Raw genomic sequence first — 19467 nt, 5'->3', positions numbered from 1 at the left:
GCCTCGCCAGCTTCGGAATGTTATGTATGTCCTCGCACGCTCGGAATAACATCCCTCAGCAGCTACACCTCTTCGCCCCCGTTTTAGGAAGAACGCCGAATGATTTAGGGAATAAGGCCCAGGTTGCGGGCGTCATCCGCAGTGACCGGGTTTTCTTCCGCTTCAGGCTGAGCCACAGGACCGCCAGCTCCAGCCTGAGTAGGCGTCATATCAAAGTTGAGCTTCTTCAGATCACTGAGAGCAGTTAGCTCATTTAGTATCCCATCGCCATTGAGATCTACCGAGACCGGAGAATTATCAATAACGCCGTTCCGGTTGAAATCGATGGGTTGATTTGCGGGCTGAGTACCGTCTTTCCCATTTTTATCTTTGTGCGTATACAGGTATTCGCCCGCTTGGGGGCCAAAGCCGTCGCGCTCGTTCAGTGCCCATTCGTTAAGGGTTGGCATATCCTGCTGCAGGTATCCGAAGTATCGGGTTCCGTCCGCCTTGGGAATGCCAGTGAGCTGATAGTTGTAATTCATCACGCTGTAGTACTGAGGCTTGCCGTTGAAATCGTCAGTACCGCCGTGCTTCAGGTTGAGGTTATGCCCCAGCTCGTGGATAAAAGTGCCCACGCGAATATCGCTGTTGGCTCCTTCCCAATAGGTTTTCCCAACGGTCACCATGAAACCGGGAGAGCCTACAAGCCCTACTCCTGATGAGTTTCGATTTCCGGTTTTATTATCCACATAGTAATCGCCCCAGATCATGTAGTCGAAACCGCTGTTGTAGCGGGCAGAATCAAAATTACGAGCCCTGATATTTGCCAATTCCCCAGAAGACTTCATATTGTTGGTGAGCATTTGGTGCGGAACCTCGTTGCCGCCTCCCAAGTTATACTTGGCACTCCGGGCAGAACCTGCATCTAGGTGAAGATTAACGCCTGCCCTGCCGTCAGGGTTAGTAACATTCAAGTCAGCAAAAGACTGCACGATGCGGTCCAGCTCTTCCTCACTGGCAAGCTCACCAGGCATATAGTCCATCTCAACGAATACATCCTTGTGGTAGGGATTTGCACCCATTTTCTTGTAATCGACTTCAGGTCTACCATCACCATCAGCATCGTATCCGTTGATTTCCACACTGTCGGAAAGCCCGTCACCGTCAGTATCAGGTGAAGTCACCTTCGGGGCGACACCCGGGTTACCAGGGGCGACTGGCAACGTGTCTGCCGAGGCGGGCAGGGAATTCAGAGGGACGAGAAACACCAGGCTGACGAATGCCAGCATCAGGCGCGCTATAGTACGTAGTTTCATGAGAGATATTCCTTGTGTCGTTGTGTTGAGCGAGAGGAAATCTTTCTATGAGTGAGCGGTATTCATGGTAGGGAACCTATGGTGTGGCAGATTCCCACATGCGACAATGCGCATTAGTGGCATTGTGGTGCCGTTTGAGCAAGAGAGTGGTATATGAACGGTTGTATATGAATAACCGATAGATAAGATTTCACCTGCATCCTAGCACCGTAAAATTTTATAAATCTGTGACATAAAACAAGTTTTGGGAGCGGACCCTATCACAGGAATAAGTAAAGGTTTCCGGCAACATAACCCGTTCCCGCACGCTGGCAGCATACAAGGCTAGCGAATAAGACCTTGCTCTCGTGCATCATCAGCCGTTATGAGATTAATCTCAATCTCTGGTGAAGGTTCAGGGCTTATCTCACGTCATATCTTCCGCATAATTTGAGGATGCTCAGATCGGGGTGAGTGAGCGTTTTATCGTAAAGATTTCATGTGTATCTTACATTGTTTAGGATTTTTGGGGTATATCCCGTAAAATCATTAATGGCGTGTAATCCGAGCGCCACTTATTCACCCAACCACTCATAGGAGTCATTGTGACCCACGCATCTACGCGGGGAGGTCTAACGCGCCGTCGTGTTCTGGCGGGCGCCGCATGGACAACCCCAATTATTGTTTCTTCCGCTGTAGTTCCGGCTTATGCGGCTTCGTATGATGACACACGCCCTGACTACGGTATTTTTACTCAGGCGTTCGTCACCCACCAGGAACAAGCCTATGACAACTTCCTGGGGCTAGATTCATTTAGCGGCCCAGTTGCGAACGAGCAGGCCAATGTTCCGGCAGGTTCCAGTGGTCTCTACTCGGCTGGCGGCGGTAAGTTTACCCCCGGCGGCAGCATCGGCAAGGCAAAATGGGGTGGCGCTGGTTTCTGGTTCTCAGCACCCAAGGCAACCACTAAAGACGGTAAGCAGACGTACTACTCGGGCACCACTACCCTGCTCGCCGGTGCGCGCCTACGTTTGGAGTACCGTTTCGTTTTCCCCACCTCGTTTGAGGCCGACGGCATTGAGCCTTCGCCCTGGGACAAAAACACTGAAGATTTTGCGGCTTCTCTCACCGTTAACCCCACGTCAGAAAACGGCGATAACCCTAAGCTCGTCGCCTTCAACGGTGGTGCTATGTACGGTACCTTCAGCGAAATGACATCTAACGGTAACGAGCTGATAGGTTACGTTGATATCAAGCTTGAGCAGGATGTTGTAGCTTCCAGCCACAATGGCGGCGGAACTCAGGTTTACAACCAGATCTTGGCCAGCCAGTTCGGTACACATTTTGAAGATATCCATCTCGAACACTACGGACTGACCACCACCCTGACGATCCTCAACGGTACTCTGCGCTATGAGCCCGAGAACGGTGCCCCCAAGAGTGATATTGACCTGACCGGTCAGCAGGCTGTGGCCTCCATCGATCATGTTGGCGAACCTGAGAATCCAGATCCGAGCACTCCCAGCACCCCCAGCGACAAGTCAAAGTCCAACTCGACGGGATCAACGGGTGACCAGAAAAACAAGGATCAAGAGAGCGACTTCACCGTCCGTAACGACATTCAGATCGATCCTAACGACTGGTTATCCGGGCAGAAAAACCCTAACGGAGCCTCGAAAGGCTCAACCAACGCACAAAAACAGAACTAATCGGTAATTTTGGGTGAGTAAACGGCACTCCCACCGGGTAAATCCTCTTAACGAGGCGCATCCCGGTGGGAGTGTTTTTCTTGCACTGTTCGCGAGCAGGTGGTTTTTGACCCGAGCAGGTAGGAAAATCCTACCTTGTCGGCAAAATCCTACCTGCTCGCGGTATTGGGGCGTGGGGTGGATGGAGGGCACAATGTTGCGGAATGTTACGAACGTGGCGCATACACGCGCAATATGACGGGGTGTCTTTGCACCTGCGCCAGCTACAAGGTTTACTAGATTGGTAATCCATCTAGAGCGACCGAGAGACCTGGCTCGACGACGTCGCAGCAACCTCGCCTGCGGTGGCGCATCATGCGCCTTCATAACGCCGAAGGTGCTAACGCCAGCAACCGATGGGAGATACTGTGGGACTTCCCTCCCCTTTTTCATTCACGAATCCTCTAGCACCCACCCCCAACCCCGCGCACGAATCTGACGAGGCGCGGGTAGCGTTCTGGGAAAAACAAGCCGAGCGCCTAACCTGGGGCAAGACTTGGGACAACGCGCATACCTTCCAGAAACCGCAGGTCATCGGAACCGATGCTGAGGGCATCGAAGAATACTCCGTACCCGAGATTAAGTGGTTCGAGGGCGGCAAACTCAACGTCGCCTACAACTGCGTGGACCGCCACGTGGATGCGGGCCGCGGCGACAAAGTAGCCCTCTATTTCGAGGGCGAACCCGGCGACCGTGAAGCTATCACCTACGCTGAACTGCAGCGACGCATCGCCCGCGCCGCCAACGGCCTGCTCAAACTCGGCGTGCGTAAAGGCGACCGTGTAGTAATCTACCTGCCGGTTATTCCCGAAACCATTATCTTCACGCTTGCGTGCGCGCGCATCGGCGCAATTCACTCACTCGTATTTGGTGGATTCTCGGCGGAGGCTCTGAAATTCCGGGTGGAAGACACCGGCGCGAAAGTTCTGATCACCACCGACGGGCAGAACCGCCGCGGCAAGGTCGTGCCCGTGAAGGTGAACGCCGATGAAGCCTGCTCGGGTGAGAATAATATCGAGCATGTGATCGTGGTGGACCGTACAAGCGCCGCAGACCCCGTGGCGCACGCGCAGGTTCCTTGGACGACCGGGCGCGATATTTGGTACCACGACCTGGTAGACGATCAGCCCGATACCCATGAGTACGAGCTGCACGATGCCGAGGACCCGCTGTTTATCATTTATACCTCTGGCACCACGGGCAAACCCAAGGGCCTGGTGCACACAATGGCGGGGTATTTAGTGCAGACCGCATACACCCACGCGCTGCTGTACGATCTGCTGCCGGACTATGTGGATGAAGACGGGGTGCTGCGCCCCGATGAGCTGTCTGCCGTGAACGACCCGGCGAAGGTTGAATCGACTGTGCACTGGTGTACCGCCGATCTCGCGTGGGTGACCGCGCACACCTACGAAATCTATGGTCCACTCGTGAATGGGGTTACCGAGGTTATTTTCGAGGGCACCCCCAATACTCCGCATTACGGCCGTCATTTCGAGGTTATCGAACGCTACGGCGTCACCAATTATTACACCGCTCCCACCCTGATTCGTTCCCTCATGGGGGCGTTCCCTGACGGCCCCGAACCCGGAAAATACGATTTCTCTTCCGTGCGTCTGCTCGGATCTGTGGGCGAGTCCATTAACCCTCAGGCCTGGAAGTGGCTGCGCAAGCACGTGGGTGGGGGTACCGCATCGTTTATCGATACATGGTGGCAGTCCGAAACCGGCTCAACCATCTGCTCCCCACGACCACATGACCCCGCCTTCGCGCCCGAGGGGACCTTCCCCGAGGGCACCCCGCACTGCACTCCCCTTCCCGGATGCGCCACCCGCGAAGTCCCGGGCGTCTCGGTGCGCGTGGTGGACGAGCACGGTGACCTCGTTGAGCCCGGCAAACAGGGTTTCATTGTGGTCGATAAGATCGGCCCCTCCATGGCACGCACCGTCTGGGGCGACCCGCAACGCTACCTGAATTCCTATTGGAAGCACTACGGTACGCGCGGCTGGTTCCTCGCCGGTGACGGTGCGAAGGTCGATGATGAGGGCAACGTGTACATCCTGGGGCGCATCGACGATGTGATCAACATTTCCGGGCACCGCCTTTCGACCATCGAAATTGAGTCTGCGCTCGTGACGCACCCGGCCGTGGTGGAGGCTGGCGTGTGCCCCGTGGAGGACGAGCTAACCGGCCACCAGGCAGTCGCCTATGTGACGCTCACCGACAAAGGTCAGGCACTCACCGAAGACGAGCTGAAAACTGTGCTCACCCAGCATGTGCGCGAACATATTGGCCCTATCGCTAAGCCCAAGGATGTGGTCGCGGTCGCCGATATTCCTAAGACTCGTTCAGGGAAGATTACCCGCCGTCTGCTGGGCGAGCTCTACCAGGGGCATAAGCTGGGCGATATTTCTTCGCTTCAGAATGAGGAGGCGCTCGGCGCTATCGCACAGGTGCTCGTAGACACCGGGCGAGTAGACCCAGATGCGTTCACCGAGGATCAGGCGGCATAAGGGTTACGCTCGGCAGCAGTATCGCGCCGAATCTGATAGAAAGGTTCCCTGCGAGCGCGAACGTTGTACGGAAGTAGCCCCCAATATCCTTAAAACTACAGTGCGGCATATAACCTGCTGGTTATATGCCGCACTGGCTATATACACTAGTCAAGTAGTATATTCCTCAAATGGAATTATGGCTTAGAAGGATTTTTTGCGTCCTTTTCCGAAGAAATCGGTTGCGTCTCGTCTGCGGGGCGTGCGTCGGTGGAAGCGGTCACCTTCGCATCAGGATCGACATCGGAAGAGTGTGAGCCGTCCCGTGTCGAGTCAACTTCCGTTTGTGGCTCAGCGGCATTCTGCCCGGATGCCCACGCACCTTTATCCACCGGCTTGGCGAAGAAGAGACACGCGACCATACCCACGATTGCCAGAACCAGTGCCAGCATCAGTGAATCGTTCATCGCGGTGGCGATAGGTTCACGCAGGAAGTCGGGAACCTGACCGCCGGACATTCCTTCGCCGCCGACGGCGGGGGCGTTCATGGCGCTTCCGCCTGCGCCGGCACCTGAGGGGCGCATCCGCTGCATGGTCTGCGCAATCTGGTCGGCGATCAGACCGCCCATGAGAGTGGCGATACCCGCCGAACCGAGCACACCGGCAACCTGACGAGTTTCGTTATACACGCCCGACCCGGCACCGGCTAAACGAGGCGGCAGGTTGCGGGTTGCGGTCACCGCTAGCGGACCCCAAATCATAGAGTTGCCGATACCCAAGATCGCAAAGGGTATGAGCAGAAGCGCGAGGGGTTGATCCGCCGTCATCAGAGCCCGCAGAACAACAAATCCGACTACCAGCAGGGCAAACCCCGAGACCGCATACCATTTGGGGTTTGACGTGCCTAAACGCTTACCAATGACCGGAGAGAGCGCACCCGAGAACAGGGCGAGCGGGGCGGTCATGAGTGCTGCCTGGGTGGGGCTCATACCGCGCACCTGCTGGAAATAGATGGTGGTGGGGAATGCCATTGTGAGGGTGTGTGCACCCATTGCGGCGATAGCAATATTCGATACCGAGAAGTTGCGGTCTTTAAACAGCCCCAGCGGCACCAACGGTTCTTTGCGGTTAACGGCCTGCCACACGATAAAGAGGGTGAACACGATGATGCCCGCGATAATCATGCCCCATACGCTTACCGGGATTCCGGTTCCCCACAGTGAATCGGTGATAGTACCCCAGTCGTAGGTGGATCCCTCCTGAATACCGAAGACCATCAGGAACAGGCCGATAGCGGAGAGAGCCACGCCCAGCCAGTCGAAGTTGTGCTGTTTGGAGGGGAAATGCGGGATATTCCGTACCGCCAGATAGGTGCCGATCACGCCGATAGGGATATTGATGAAGAAGATCCACGTCCAGCCTGGACCATCCACGAGCAGACCGCCAGCGATAGGGCCCACGAGCGATGCGATACCGGCCGCCGCGCCCCACACGCTCATTGCCACCCCGCGTTTATGCGGCGGGAACATGAGCGTAATAATGGACATGGTTTGCGGGGTCATAATCGAGGCGCCTATCCCCTGCACCACGCGCGCAACGATCAGCATCTCCACATTGGGCGAAAGACCGCACCACAGCGAAGAGAGGGTAAAGACTACCATACCGAGCAGGTACATCTGCTTCTGCCCAAACCTATCGCCCAGGCGACCGGTAATCAGCAGCGGCACCGCATAGGAGAGCAGGTAGGCGCTGGTCACCCAGATCACGGCGGAGAGCGAGGCGTTGAGCTCATGCTGCATATGGGGCAGCGCCACGGTGACGATAGTGGTATCGAGCAGGATCATAAAGAACCCGATCACGAGTGACCACATGGCAACCCACGGCTTCTCGGCGGTTTGCTCCATTGATGGTGCGCTGCGGTGCGTCTTTGATGCGGCTGGCTCTGCCATAAATTCCCTGCCTTGTCTTCTCGGCGGTACCGCCGGGCAATAAAAACCTAGCACTTCATCATAACGCCGTCTTGAGCCCCGCACGAGAATTCTCATCATGCGGTGCTGTTAGAGCGTATCAGCACAGGGAACGCGGGTTCCTGATGTTCTCAGGAAGCACAGAAAAACCATAGACATTGCGGCACAGCAAGCCTAGCCTGGATATACAAGTATTTTTCAACACACAGGAGGATACGATGGCTAACGTTACGATCATTGGCGGGCACGGCAAGGTTGCTCTTCTGGCAGAACCGATGCTTCGTGAACGCGGACATACGGTGAACGCTATTATTCGTAGTGAAGATCAGTCGGCAGATATTATGGCGACCGGCGCTAACCCTGTGGTTGCCGATATTACCGCCCTGAGCACCGAGGAGATGGCGCAGCTCTTCAAGGATTTACATACAGAAGTGCTGGTGTGGTCTGCAGGTGCGGGCGGTGTAGGTGGCCCTGAACGCACCTATGCGATTGACCGTGACGCCGCGATTCGCTCTATGGAGGCGGCACAGCAGGCAGGTCTTCGACGGTACATTATGGTCTCGTATTTGGGGGCCGGAACCGAGCACGGGGTACCCGCAGATAACCCGTTCTTCGCATATGCGGAGGCTAAGGCGGAGGCCGACCAGCATCTTCGCGGCACCCGGTTGGAGTACACGATTCTAGGTCCCGGCATGCTCACGACCGAGGATGAGGGCGGTATTAGCGTAGGGGTCGATCCGGTGTATCATTCCGATTTGAGCTCCCATACCCCGCGTGCCACCGTGGCGCGGGTGCTCACTGAGGTAGTCGATGATTCCAGCACGATCGGCAAGGGCATCCCCTTCACCGGCGGCGATACCGAGATTCGGCAGGCTCTCGCTCAGGCACCGTCAAGTTCACAGCTGCGCTAGGGTTTGCCGGATGCACCCGCCCCGGCTGAGATTACGGATGCGCCCCGAGCCTCTTCACGGGTTCGGGGCGTGTTTTTCTTTCGCGCAAGGTTGGTTCGCGCACCGGGGTGCGGGATGTCTGGTACTTGTCCCCGTTCCTGCGCGCGGTCGCGCTCTTGTCATGTCAGGTTTGCCCTCGCAGCGTGCGGGTATTATCTCGCGACGAGTTCCGGGGCGGCTATTCCGTTGGTGCCGCATCGCTCGGTATCCTAAAATACCAGGTATTTTTAGAGCAACTGCAGGAGGTTCCCGTGGGATTCTTCGATCTCTTCGCCGACAAAACCCCGGAAGAGCCCGCCGAGGCGCAGCTTACCGCCTACGTTCAAGGCAGGGTTCAGGGTGTGGGGTTCCGATGGTGGTGTGCCGGGGCCGCCAAGCCGCTGGAGTTGAGCGGATACGCCGAAAACCTGGATGACGGTCGAGTGAAGGTGATCGCGCAGGGAAGCCGCGCATCCTGCGAGCGCCTGCTGGAGACCCTTAATTCGGGTGATACCGCCGGGCATGTGGACTTTGTGGATGCGTCTTTCACCGAACCGCAGGGCACGTTCAAAGGGTTCGGGACCCGGTAGCACACTCCCCTGCCGCCCTGCTAAAAAGGCTCTTTATGTGAATAAAGCGTCTGAAACGCCTCTTTATTCACATAAAGAGTCTTTTTATGATCCCGATGCACCCCGAGTATGCCCCAAATGCCCGGTAACGTGGAATAATAGTTTACTCACTCATATCATTCACGTATTTCATGAAGGTCTTTGATGACACGCTATCGCTGGGGCATAACCGGTGCCTGCATCCTTTTCTTAGCCGGAGTTATTGTTTATAACCTGCGCGAATTTTTGGCATATGATTATCTGGTCTATTATGCCGGGGGTAAAAGCGTTAACTGGTTTCTTGATTACCCCAGCAGCCTCTATGATCTCGACATTCTTCGTGAAACTGTGCGGGCAGAAAACTTTAGATATATTTTCGGCGACAGCGACCTGTGGCTTGCGTTTACGTACCCGCCGTTTGCCTCGCTCCTCTTTATTCCCGCATCGTTTTTGCCCCTGCGGGTAGCAATCGGTCTTCATCTGGCATTTTTCGTGCCCATTGCCTTCTATTGCGCCAAGGTTCTGCGTGATTATCTGGTAAAGCGCAATTCTCGGCTTCTTTTTGAGAAATATCTTTCGCCTTTTTCCTTTATTGTTTTGTGTGCTGCGCTTATATTACTTTCGGCACCGTGGCGCAATAATGTCTTGTACGGTCAAATAAATCCGTATCTATTGGCGCTTATTCTCTACGATCTTCTACGGCCAGGTACCAGGATTCCGCGCGGCGTTTTTATCGGTATTGCTGCGGGCATTAAACTTACTCCGCTCGCCATAGGAATTCTTTTTCTAGTGCGTAAAGAGTGGAAATCCATTATTGCACTGGGAGTTTCGTTTGCGGGAACCATTGCAGCGGGATTTGCTGTGCTTCCGCAGCAGTCTCTCACCTATTGGGGCAGCGTCATCTGGGATCCGTCACGCGTGGGCAACCCAATATCGAGCAATAGCGTGGCGATTCAGGGTATTTTAGGGCGCATGACCTTTCAGGATGGTACCGTGCTGAAGGGTCTGTACGGGATCACGGCAATCGCGCTCATTGCGGTGATAGGGTACGCCTTGTGGAAGATGGAGCAGCACAACCTCTATCTATCGCAGATCTCGTTGGCGGTTCTTGTGCCGGTGTTTATCTCGCCGATCAGCTGGTTCCATCACGCCGTGATTCTGCCGATTTTTATGGTGTGCGCGGCGGTCGATTTCTTGCCGCTGGTGGCACGGTGGCGTTCTCGTGCGGGGCGCATCCTGTGTTATCTGTGCTATGCGCTGAGTTCTCTCATGCTGGTTAATACGCTTCTGGACTGGGGAAAGCTCGTGGTGCGCTTCTGGCGGCGTGTCGATTTTTACCCGTTTACCGGAAGGTATCCAGGGGTGGATGCGCATACCCTGCTTCTGCGGGCGGCGGATGAGCAGCCGGTTATATTTGTGACCTCAATTCCGGCGTTGGCGCTCGTGGTACTGGTTGTGCTGTGGGCGGCACTCCTACACCGCCCTGCTGAAAATATGCAGTAATCAGAAGGCTCTTAATGCGAATAAAGCGGGATTTCCAACGCTTTATTCACATCAAGAGCCTTTTTACGCGGCGAGAGCGGCGCAAAAGCGAGAAGCCAGGATGCACACGCAAACGCCTTAATCACGCCAGATCTCGGCAAATTGGGCGCGTGTCATCATCGCCTGCCGCACGGCGACAGCCACCCGATTGCCGTACTTATCGGGACGGGCCGCGCTGGTGCTAATCCCGTTGATAATATTCGTGAATCCGGCCTTCACCGCCACCCGTTCGGATGCCGTGTTCCCCGCCAACGCCGTCCATCCGATGGTGTCTAGGGCAAACCCGAGCGGGTCAAAGCCAAAGCCGAGGACTGTGCGTACAGCATCCGTCATGATGCCGCGCCCGCGCATCTGGGGAGCCGTATAAAACCCTAAGTCTGCGTGTGTTCCGGGCGCGTTTGCGGAGCCTCCGGGCAGGCGCAGGGTAACAACCCCTGCGAGCACCCCGCTGTAGTCAATGACCCAGGTGAGTTCACGCCCGGCTGCTGCGGCACGCTGGGTGAAGTTGAGGAAGGTTCGCGCATCGTCGCGCGTATAGTTCAGGGGGATAGTGGTCCATCGCACGGTTTCGGGGTCTGTGCAGATATGAACCAGTTCGTCAAGGTCGGATTCGCGCAGTGACCTGAGGGTAAACTTTTCGGTGATGAGTTCCGGAATTCTCATGACATGACATTACCAGTTTCTGCGCTGTTTTGTGAGGCGTGCTGTGCCTGCAATTCCCCAATCGCCATATTGTGTGTCTCAAAACACTTGTAACATACCGACGGACGGTTGATTATTATGAATTACTCATATTAAAATGGATAGGATTCCTCTTGTGAGGAGAACAGAAGAATGCCTCAAGGCCGCTGAAGTCACACACGAGCCAGCCTTGAGGCACCCACCTAGATCAGGAAAGAAGAACACTATGGCTGTGCTAACTATTGGCGACCAGTTCCCCGCCTACGAGCTGACCGGCGTTGTTCCCGGCAAGCTCGCCGAGATTGAGGCAAACAAGCCCGAAGATTACTTCACCACCGTTTCCTCCGAGGGTCTGGACGAAGACACCTGGCGCGTCGTATTCTTCTGGCCCAAGGACTTCACCTTCGTCTGCCCCACCGAAATCGCCGCATTCGGCAAGCTCGCTGACGAATTCGAGGCACGCGACTGCCAGGTTATCGGCGTATCCGTGGATAACGAATACACCCACTACGCATGGCGCCGCTCCCACGAAGAGCTCGTAGATCTGCCCATCGTCATGGCATCCGACCTCAAGCGCGAGCTCACCAGCGCCCTGGGCGTCCTCAACAAGGACGGCGTGGCAGACCGCGCAACCTTCATCATCGACCCGCACAACACCATCCAGTCGGTATCTATTACCGCAGATTCAGTCGGCCGCAACACCGACGAAGTGCTCCGCCAGCTGGATGCGCTCCAGTCCGACGAACTGTGCGCTTGCAACTGGAAGAAGGGTGCAGAAACCATCGACGCCTTCAAGGAGATGAAGTAATGAGCATTGAGAACCTGCGTAACGCGCTGCCTTCCTACGCGAAGGACATGAACCTGAATCTGTCTTCGCTGCCGCGCATCACCTCGCTCACCGAGCAGCAGCTCTGGGGCGCAATCCTGGCCACTGCGGCGGCAACCAAGGTTGATTCCGTTATCGTTGAGATCGCAGCAGAAGCGAAAGAGCACCTGAGCGAAACCGCCTTCGATGCGGCACTCGGCGCGGCAACCATCATGGGGATGAACAACATCTTCTACCGCACCCGCGGCTTCCTCGACGGCGCCTACGACGATCAGCGCGCAAACCTACGCATGCAGATCATCGGCAAAAACGGCGGTATCGACAAGCTCGACTTTGAGATGCTGGCGCTCGCAGTTTCTGCCGTGAACGGTTGTTCGCACTGCGTGGCTGCCCACGAGCACACCATCCGCGAGGAGGGTGCTTCCAAGGAGCAGGTTAATGACCTGATCCGCATTGCGGCAACCATGGGCGGCGTGGCACAGGGTATTCAGCTGGCTGAAGCACTGGGCTAAGCACACAGCCTCGCCCCCGCGTAATCTCGCGCAAGAAGAGCCTGATAGTGAATAAGCGTTGGAAATTCCGCTTTTCACTATCAGGCTCTTCTTCGTATGGGGCATAGGATAATACGGGTATGCAGTACAGTATTTTGAACGCCAAGAATTCCCTACCAAGCACCGAAGAACTCGTTGAACTGTATGATGCGGTGGGCTGGAGCGCCTACACTCGCACGCCCGAGCGATTGGCCCCTATGCTGGCTGGGTCGCGGTACCTCTATGTAGCGCGTGAGAACACGGCGGAAGGAGCCGAGCGGCTTATCGGCCTGGTACGTGCGGTGGGTGATGGACAAACCATTGCGTATATCCAGGATCTACTGGTGCACCCGCAGGCTCAGCACCACGGCATCGGCTCGGCTCTACTGGGAAAGATCCTCGCCGATTTTGACCGGGAGAGCATTCGCCAGAGGTTCATCACTACAGATATTGTGGACACACCCGTCATCGAGCTCTATCGGCGCTTCGGCTTCACTCCGGTGCAGGATAACGGATGCGTAACCCTCGCGAAGTATGTATTTTAGACACTGGAACACACCATAGAACGGGAAGGGGCTGAGACCTATGACTGCATACAACGACAAATATTTTGAAGAAATGGCGGAGGCAGCCGAAAGGGGAGAATTTACTCCTGCTCCTAACACTCTACTCACCGGGGAAGAAGCTCGGCAGTCTGCTTTGGCAATGCTCAAAGCGGCAACGGGAACACATTAACTCGTTAGAATGATTCACGGCTCGAACTAGGACAATAAATTCTAAGCCACTTCCTGCCTCTGAGGCTGTTCCTTGGGCTTTTCTTCGGGCGTTTTCGGGAAGCCCATCACCGCCGAGAGCAGGACGAACGCACAGATAATAGAGACCATCAGAATCGTCCTCTCCCCCGGAATTACCGCGAGCAGGAGCGAGGAAATAATACCGCTTCCATATTGGAACGACCCTAGGAGTGCCGCAGCGGAACCGGCGATGGCAGGTTCCACAGAATTTAGGGCGGCGGCGTTCGTGCAGGCGGCAACAATGCCGTTCATACTGAACACCAGGAACACCGGAATCGCCACGCCCCACAGGCCGCCCACATCCGCAGCAACAGTTATCACGGCGAGTATAGAAGCCGCCCCGGCAACCGCAGTCGAAATACGCAGCAGAAAATCTAGACTATAGCGCTGCACAAATCGTCGATTGAAACTGCTGAGCACCATCACCCCGATAATATTCACGCCGAAAAGCAGACCGTAATAGCGCGGATCAACCCCGAACCTCGTGATATACACGCTCGACGATGCTGTGATAAAAGCGTAAATCGCCACGTAAAAGAAACACACGCACAGCACGTACCTCATAAAAGTGCGGCGGCGCAGCAGAAGCGGATAACTTCTAAACGCCGCAAGTACCGTACTGCTTTCACGCTTATTCTCAGGCAGACTCTCGGGCAGGAAAAAGACCAAAAGCAGAATAATGGCGCTGATGGTCACAATAGCCCAGAAAGTCAGCCGCCACCCGCCGGAAACCACCAGGAACCCACCAAGAAGCGGCCCGGCAATCGGCGCAATCGCCATAATAAGCACAAGAGTAGAAAGTACCTGTGCCGCACGCACGCCCTGGTACCTGTCACGCACGATAGCGCGCGCTAGCATAGGACCCACACACGCACCGACCGCCTGCACCAGGCGCCACAGAACCAGTTCGGTTGTGGTTGAGGCGAGCGCGCATCCGGCAGAACCGACGGCAAAGATTGCCATGCCCAGCATCAGCGGAATTTTGCGCCCGATGCGGTCGCTGACAGGCCCCCAAATCAGCTGCGCAATCGCAAATCCGATGAGGAATCCCGTAATCGTCAGCTCGATATTGCCGCCCATCTGCGATTCGATGCTCGGCAGGCCCGGCAGGTAAAGGTCGGTCGAGATAGCCGAGCAGGCCATGAGGGCGCTGAGTGTTGTGTAGAGAAAAAGCATGCGGCGCGGATTCTCCACCGCACCCTGTGAATGCGTTGTCACGAAAACCTGAATTCTTGGTTGTGTCTGTGTGATGTTTGCTTGCTGTCAGAGATCCCCTGAACATCGAGAAAGAACCTGTGAGAGGCACCTCTTTGATTCTACTCCCCTCTTCCCGAGGATCTAAGGGCGCTTTGGGGGGTTTATCCGCACAGGTGAAAACTGTGGGCACCGAGCGCTGATGACTCGCCCACTGCCCCTTCTGCAGGTAATATGCCTAACTCGTGAATCTTATGTATAACGTGAGCACGTCACGCATAAAACCTCATGTCAGTTGAATTTTAGACCGACCGGAGCGCCGCATCCCAGGTGGAGGCGAGGCGCACCGCGGCGGCGGCGAGCGCATCCAGCTCACCGGCGTAGACAGGAGTGGAACGCAGGCCCGCGCACCAGTCAATCGTGCCCAGACCCAGCCAGGATTTGCCGGGAAAGAACTCGCGCCGCAGCGCCACCCGGCGTTTCCCCAAAGCCCGACGACCAGGCACATAACCACCGCGGCTAATGAAAAATTCATCCCGGCGTTCAGCGAGAACCTGCTGATCCAACACCCGCAGAGCATCAACCCAGCTGGGCTCCCCCGTCTTGGGCAGGTCGGGTAATTCGGGATATTCCTCGTCACGCTCGGTCACGCTCACACCCAAAATATACTGATACCGCACCTGATCCAGCTTGCCGGGAAGCCCACGGTCGGCACTCTGAACCGTTCCGCACAGATGCCGTGCCACGGGCTCGCCCGCCAGATTCACGCCCATCAGCGGCAGCTCGGGGCCGTCAAGATACAGCCCCACCGCGCCGGTTCCCGTAATATTTGGGCGCACCGACCAGCCAGGCAGACCATGCTCTAGTGCCTGATGCACCCGCTGAAGAACCTCAAAAACCTGCTCACGTGAAACCGCCATTGCGTTCCTCTCAGCACTTTCAACCTGCGTTTACTTTCTTCCATTGTCTCGCACAGATATGGCGTATGCGGCACGCCACAAACCTGCGGGTATCGTAGCGGCAGCACACGCGGTAAGATAGCAGACGTTGCGCCTAAAACTGCGGGCCGCACTCCTCTACTCCTGAGCCGTCGAAAGGAGGCCGACCGTGTTCAATATCGAGCCCGAGACGCTGTTCCGAATCGTAGATATTGCAGCCGTAGTGGCTAATGGCCTGCTCGGCGGAGCAGTGGCGCGCGCCCTGCGGTTCGACATGGTGGGCTTCTTGCTACTGGCGGTCGTCTGCAGCATGGGCGGCGGCATGATTCGTGACATCCTGCTGAATGTGGGGCTTCCAATAGCGCTTACCGACGGCTGGTACTGGGTAGGCGCTATTACCTCGGCGGCGTTGGCGTATGTGCTGGATCTGAGCTCAAACTGGGCCACCCGCGCCCTTGTGGTCGTAGACTTTCTGGGCATGGGCTGTTGGGCGGCTACCGGCACCATCAAATCTCTTACCCTGGGGCTGCACTGGCTCCCAGCAATCGCGCTGGGGGTGACAACGGCGGTTGGCGGCGGGGTGATCCGCGATATTATGGTGAACCGCATCCCCGCTATCTTCGGCGGGAACTCGCTCTACGCCACGGTGGCGTTCGTGGGCGCCGCCGAAACGGCAATTTGTTTCAGGATGCTGGAACGCCCTCATGTGGCGATCGCTATGTCTGTGCTCACCTGCACGGTGTTGGGTATTGTGGCGCGGTGGCGCGACTGGCGACTGCCGATGCCCACCACGCTGAAGGTTCAGCGCCCGCGCCTGCTGGATGTATTCCGTCGCGACCACGAACATCTTGAGAACGAAGGCTGGGCACCGGGCACGCCGCTCACAAATCAGCTGGATGTGATTACAGAGGACCAGATTCAGGCGTACCGCGATCAGCTGCATCGTGAACGGGAGCAACGCGGTAAGTAACGGGTCTGCTACTTCGCCCTGAGAGGTTCCTCAACGCTGTTCGGAAAGAAACGATAAAGGCGGCGGGATGCTCATGTGTGCCAAGCACCCCACCGCCACAAAAGTACCCTGCGACCGCCGCGAAAGCCCCCTGTCGCAAGGCACTCGTATTAGCATACCCGTAAACCTATCCCTAAGGGTAGGGTTTTAAGCTGTCAAGTGGTTAACCCGATTTAGATTTTCGGGTGGAAACAATATAAATATATAATTTTGTGTTTCTGACGATTAATTTTCTTCGACTCGATGCGCAAGCGCCTCATTCAGACGGCGAAAACTTTCTTGGGTATTGTCAAGAAGTTTAGGCATGAGGGGCACAAGCAGACCACTGAAGATTTCGGACTGTATCAGGTGAGTACCGCCGCCGGGCAAAGGGTTCAGTTCAAAGCGGTGCTGACCGTCAAAAATTCCCGGGATTCCAAGGCGCCCCAGCCACTCAAGAGTCTGATTTTCGGATGCTTCCAGCACGGTAGGGCGGAAGGTCATAGGGCGCTTGCCCGGTTTCATCGTGAGTGTAAGGCGTTCTCCAGTACGCGGCACACCTTGCGCCCGAATAATAAAGGGGTTCCATGCGGGATACTCTTCAAACCGGGTCAGGATATCCCAAACACGTTGTGGTTCCGCCTGGATAGTAATTTCGGCACGGATGCTGCGGCTCATCATCAACACTCCTATACACAATAAACATTCTGTTTACTATGTATTCCAGTGTATACGATGAGCTGCAAGGGCATCAGACATTCACGACAGAGGGAAGATACACACCTTTGCTGCCTCTTATGGAGCAGGAAGCTCACACTATCAAAAACCGGGAGCGTTTTCTTCATTCGGGAGCAGTTAAACTGCTCCCGAATGAAGAAAACGCTCCCGGAACTCAGCTTTCAGCCGCAGACCCGAAATACGCTACGCCGTGACCTGGCGTTTCGAGGAAATCACACCGGTGTTGAAGCCCGCAAGGTGCAGGCCGCCGTGGAATCGCGCATGCTCAATCTTCACGCATCGATCCATGACCACATTCAGCCCAGCTGCCTCACCGATAGCGGCAGCTTCCTCATTCCACGAGCCCAGCTGCATCCACACGGTCTTCGCACCCAGATCAACCGCCTCCTGAACCACACCCGGGAGGTCTTCATTGCGGCGGAAAATCTCGACAAGATCGGGCACTTCCGGTAGGTCCTGAAGCGAGGCGTACACCGGCTGTCCCAGCACAGTCTTGCCTTTCGCCGCAAGAATCGGGTTCACAAAATACACTGTATACGGCGACGAAGACAGCAGGTAGGTTGCCACAAAGTTTGAGGCGCGCGAAATCTTATCGCTCATCCCCACAATCGCAATAGTGCGGGTATTGCGCAGAATGTTCAGCCGCTCGGGGGCACTCGGGCCTACCCAGGTACGTTTCTCAGTCATTAGTTGCCCTCCTTCGCGAGTGCATCCTTGGGCTCTGAGGCGCCCGAAGCTGCGGTGCTCTTCGGCAGCGCGCAGGCGGCACCCTGCTGCGGGTCAGCCTCTTCAGCGGCGAGAGCCTCTTGCGCCGCAACGAGCTTATCAGCACTGGATTCGCCCACACGTTCACCCGCGTGGTTCAGGCCAGTCGCGTGGGTGAGTGCCTGGTCAAGGTCCCAAATAATGTCTTCAACATCTTCAAGCCCAACCGAAATACGAATCAGGTCTTCACCCACGCCCGCCGCGGCAAGCTGCTCGCTGGAAAGCTGCTGATGCGTGGTCGAACCCGGATGCAGCACCAGGGTGCGCGAGTCACCAATATTCGCCAGATGCGATGCCAACACGAGTGCGCTGATGAACTCGCTGCCAACCACGCGGCCGCTCGCCTTCTCGGTGCCCTTCACCCCGAAGGAGAACACAGACCCAACGCCCAGCGGCAACAGTTTTTTCGCGCGTTCGTAGTGCGCGTGCCCCGGCAAGCCTGCGTAGTTTACGTAGGCGATGCGCGCATCCTCAACCAGCCAGCCCACGACCTTTTTCGCGTTGGCCAGGTGCGCATCCATGCGCTGCGGGAGGGTTTCGACGCCCTGAAGCAGATTGAACGCAGCCTGCGGTGAGAGTGCGGGGCCGAAGTCGCGCAGCTGCTCGGAACGCAGTTTTGTGAGGAACCCGTATTCGCCGAAGTTTCCCCACCACGAAACGTTATTGTACGAAGGCACCGGCTCGGTCATGAGCGGGAAGTTGCCGTTCGCCCAATTGAACCGTCCGCTCTCAACAACCACGCCGCCGAGGGTGGTTCCGTGCCCGCCCAGGAATTTGGTGGCGGAGTGAATCACGATGTCAGCCCCGTGTTCCAGCGGGCGAATCAGGTACGGGGTTGAGATGGTAGCGTCTACGACGAGGGGGACTCCCGCCTCATGGGCTACAGCGGCGAGCCCTTCAAGGTCTGCGATCTCGCCGGAGGGGTTGGCGACAACCTCCGTGTAGATTGCCTTGGTGTTCTCAGTCAGTGCCGCCTTGTAGTCTGCGGGGTCGGTGCCTTCCACGAAAGTGGTTTCGATGCCGAATCGGCGCAGGGAGACATCAAGCTGGGTGACTGTTCCGCCGTACAGCTGGGAGGACGCCACAATGTGGTCACCCGCCTGGCAGAGCGCGGCGAAGGTGATGAACTCGGCAGCCATGCCGGATGCGGTCGCCACCGCCCCAATACCGCCCTCTAGGGACGCGATGCGCTCTTCCAGCGCGGCAACGGTCGGGTTCGATAGGCGCGAGTAAACGTTGCCGTATTTCTGCAGGGAGAAGAGGTTGGCCGCATCGTCGGTGTCTTTAAAAACGAACGAGGTGGTCTGGTAGATAGGGACCGCGCGGGCGCCGTGTTCAGCGTCCGGGGTGCCGCCCGCGTGCAGTGCGCGGGTGCGGAATCCGAAAGTATGTTCAGCCATGCATGACTCCTGGTTGGCTTAGCGCAGCCGAATGATGCGCCAAGGTCGAG

18 protein-coding genes and 1 riboswitch are annotated in these 19467 nt (G+C 56.5%); of the genes, 10 read left to right on the top strand and 8 right to left on the bottom strand.

Annotated elements, in window-relative coordinates; genetic code table 11:
• Positions 1 to 104 precede the first annotated feature (104 nt).
• Positions 105 to 1298 (bottom strand): C4-dicarboxylate ABC transporter substrate-binding protein, encoded by a 1194-nt coding sequence (locus HMPREF0733_RS05420; RefSeq protein ID WP_013398379.1) that lies wholly within the window; start codon positions 1296 to 1298, stop codon positions 105 to 107.
• Between the two features lie 584 nt (positions 1299 to 1882).
• On the opposite strand from HMPREF0733_RS05420, the gene HMPREF0733_RS05415 reads away from it, so the two are divergent.
• Positions 1883 to 2986 (top strand): hypothetical protein, encoded by a 1104-nt coding sequence (locus HMPREF0733_RS05415; RefSeq protein WP_013398378.1) that lies wholly within the window; start codon positions 1883 to 1885, stop codon positions 2984 to 2986.
• A gap of 285 nt (positions 2987 to 3271) precedes the next feature.
• Positions 3272 to 3388: riboswitch (SAM riboswitch) on the top strand.
• A 5-nt stretch (positions 3389 to 3393) separates the two neighbouring features.
• Positions 3394 to 5538 carry an AMP-binding protein gene (locus HMPREF0733_RS05410; RefSeq protein ID WP_041321929.1) on the top strand — a complete coding sequence of 715 codons (2145 nt, stop codon included), beginning with the start codon at positions 3394 to 3396 and terminating at the stop codon, positions 5536 to 5538.
• Between the two features lie 176 nt (positions 5539 to 5714).
• Here HMPREF0733_RS05410 and HMPREF0733_RS05405 read toward each other — a convergent pair whose 3' ends face one another.
• On the bottom strand, positions 5715 to 7466 hold the full coding sequence (locus tag HMPREF0733_RS05405) for an MFS transporter (RefSeq protein ID WP_013398375.1): 1752 nt from the start codon (positions 7464 to 7466) through the stop codon (positions 5715 to 5717).
• A 236-nt stretch (positions 7467 to 7702) separates the two neighbouring features.
• On the opposite strand from HMPREF0733_RS05405, the gene HMPREF0733_RS05400 reads away from it, so the two are divergent.
• From HMPREF0733_RS05400 to HMPREF0733_RS05390, 3 genes are all read left to right on the top strand, one after another.
• Positions 7703 to 8395: an SDR family oxidoreductase gene (locus HMPREF0733_RS05400; protein ID WP_041321670.1), complete on the top strand. Its 693-nt coding sequence runs from the start codon at positions 7703 to 7705 to the stop codon at positions 8393 to 8395.
• Positions 8396 to 8685: 290 nt separating this feature from the next.
• Positions 8686 to 9003 carry an acylphosphatase gene (locus tag HMPREF0733_RS05395; RefSeq protein ID WP_041321926.1) on the top strand — a complete coding sequence of 106 codons (318 nt, stop codon included), beginning with the start codon at positions 8686 to 8688 and terminating at the stop codon, positions 9001 to 9003.
• Between the two features lie 183 nt (positions 9004 to 9186).
• On the top strand, positions 9187 to 10524 hold the full coding sequence (locus HMPREF0733_RS05390; protein ID WP_013398372.1) for a glycosyltransferase 87 family protein: 1338 nt from the start codon (positions 9187 to 9189) through the stop codon (positions 10522 to 10524).
• Between the two features lie 117 nt (positions 10525 to 10641).
• On the opposite strand, the gene HMPREF0733_RS05385 is transcribed toward HMPREF0733_RS05390, so the two are convergent.
• Positions 10642 to 11226, bottom strand: coding sequence for a GNAT family N-acetyltransferase (locus HMPREF0733_RS05385; protein ID WP_013398371.1), 585 nt, complete (start codon positions 11224 to 11226; stop codon positions 10642 to 10644).
• A 244-nt stretch (positions 11227 to 11470) separates the two neighbouring features.
• Here HMPREF0733_RS05385 and HMPREF0733_RS05380 point away from each other — a divergent pair, with 244 nt between their 5' ends.
• The 4 genes from HMPREF0733_RS05380 to HMPREF0733_RS11160 all read left to right on the top strand — a co-directional run bounded on the left by HMPREF0733_RS05380 (position 11471) and on the right by HMPREF0733_RS11160 (position 13335).
• Positions 11471 to 12052, top strand: coding sequence for a peroxiredoxin (locus HMPREF0733_RS05380; RefSeq protein ID WP_004006488.1), 582 nt, complete (start codon positions 11471 to 11473; stop codon positions 12050 to 12052).
• Entirely contained in the window at positions 12052 to 12582 is a 531-nt protein-coding gene (gene ahpD / locus HMPREF0733_RS05375; RefSeq protein ID WP_013398369.1) for an alkylhydroperoxidase, AhpD family, read from the top strand. Before HMPREF0733_RS05380 ends, ahpD begins: the two co-directional genes overlap by 1 nt.
• A gap of 119 nt (positions 12583 to 12701) precedes the next feature.
• Positions 12702 to 13145 (top strand): GNAT family N-acetyltransferase, encoded by a 444-nt coding sequence (locus tag HMPREF0733_RS05370; RefSeq protein ID WP_013398368.1) that lies wholly within the window; start codon positions 12702 to 12704, stop codon positions 13143 to 13145.
• Between the two features lie 40 nt (positions 13146 to 13185).
• On the top strand, positions 13186 to 13335 hold the full coding sequence (locus tag HMPREF0733_RS11160; RefSeq protein WP_013398367.1) for a hypothetical protein: 150 nt from the start codon (positions 13186 to 13188) through the stop codon (positions 13333 to 13335).
• Positions 13336 to 13376: 41 nt separating this feature from the next.
• Here the strand turns inward: HMPREF0733_RS11160 and HMPREF0733_RS05365 are convergent, their stop codons facing one another.
• Positions 13377 to 14612, bottom strand: a complete 1236-nt coding sequence (locus HMPREF0733_RS05365) for a multidrug effflux MFS transporter (RefSeq protein ID WP_013398366.1) — start codon at positions 14610 to 14612, stop codon at positions 13377 to 13379.
• A gap of 278 nt (positions 14613 to 14890) precedes the next feature.
• On the bottom strand, positions 14891 to 15508 hold the full coding sequence (locus HMPREF0733_RS05360) for a hypothetical protein (protein ID WP_013398365.1): 618 nt from the start codon (positions 15506 to 15508) through the stop codon (positions 14891 to 14893).
• Between the two features lie 187 nt (positions 15509 to 15695).
• Between HMPREF0733_RS05360 and HMPREF0733_RS05355 the strand changes: the two genes are divergently transcribed.
• On the top strand, positions 15696 to 16496 hold the full coding sequence (locus tag HMPREF0733_RS05355; RefSeq protein ID WP_004006482.1) for a trimeric intracellular cation channel family protein: 801 nt from the start codon (positions 15696 to 15698) through the stop codon (positions 16494 to 16496).
• Positions 16497 to 16760: 264 nt separating this feature from the next.
• Here the strand turns inward: HMPREF0733_RS05355 and HMPREF0733_RS05350 are convergent, their stop codons facing one another.
• The 3 genes from HMPREF0733_RS05350 to HMPREF0733_RS05340 all read right to left on the bottom strand — a co-directional run bounded on the left by HMPREF0733_RS05350 (position 16761) and on the right by HMPREF0733_RS05340 (position 19417).
• Positions 16761 to 17195 carry an SRPBCC domain-containing protein gene (locus HMPREF0733_RS05350; RefSeq protein ID WP_013398364.1) on the bottom strand — a complete coding sequence of 145 codons (435 nt, stop codon included), beginning with the start codon at positions 17193 to 17195 and terminating at the stop codon, positions 16761 to 16763.
• Positions 17196 to 17435: 240 nt separating this feature from the next.
• The gene (locus HMPREF0733_RS05345; RefSeq protein ID WP_013398362.1) at positions 17436 to 17939 is read right to left on the bottom strand and encodes a CoA-binding protein; all 504 of its coding nucleotides are present in this window, start codon (positions 17937 to 17939) and stop codon (positions 17436 to 17438) included.
• Positions 17939 to 19417 carry an O-acetylhomoserine aminocarboxypropyltransferase/cysteine synthase family protein gene (locus HMPREF0733_RS05340; RefSeq protein ID WP_013398361.1) on the bottom strand — a complete coding sequence of 493 codons (1479 nt, stop codon included), beginning with the start codon at positions 19415 to 19417 and terminating at the stop codon, positions 17939 to 17941. Before HMPREF0733_RS05340 ends, HMPREF0733_RS05345 begins: the two co-directional genes overlap by 1 nt.
• Positions 19418 to 19467 lie beyond the last annotated feature (50 nt).

The sequence above is a fragment of the Rothia dentocariosa ATCC 17931 genome (assembly GCF_000164695.2).
In the GTDB taxonomy this organism is placed as follows: Bacteria; Actinomycetota; Actinomycetes; order Actinomycetales; family Micrococcaceae; genus Rothia; species Rothia dentocariosa.
The sequence above is the reverse complement of the archived record's forward strand: the minus strand, read 5'-3'. Positions and strand labels throughout refer to the sequence as shown.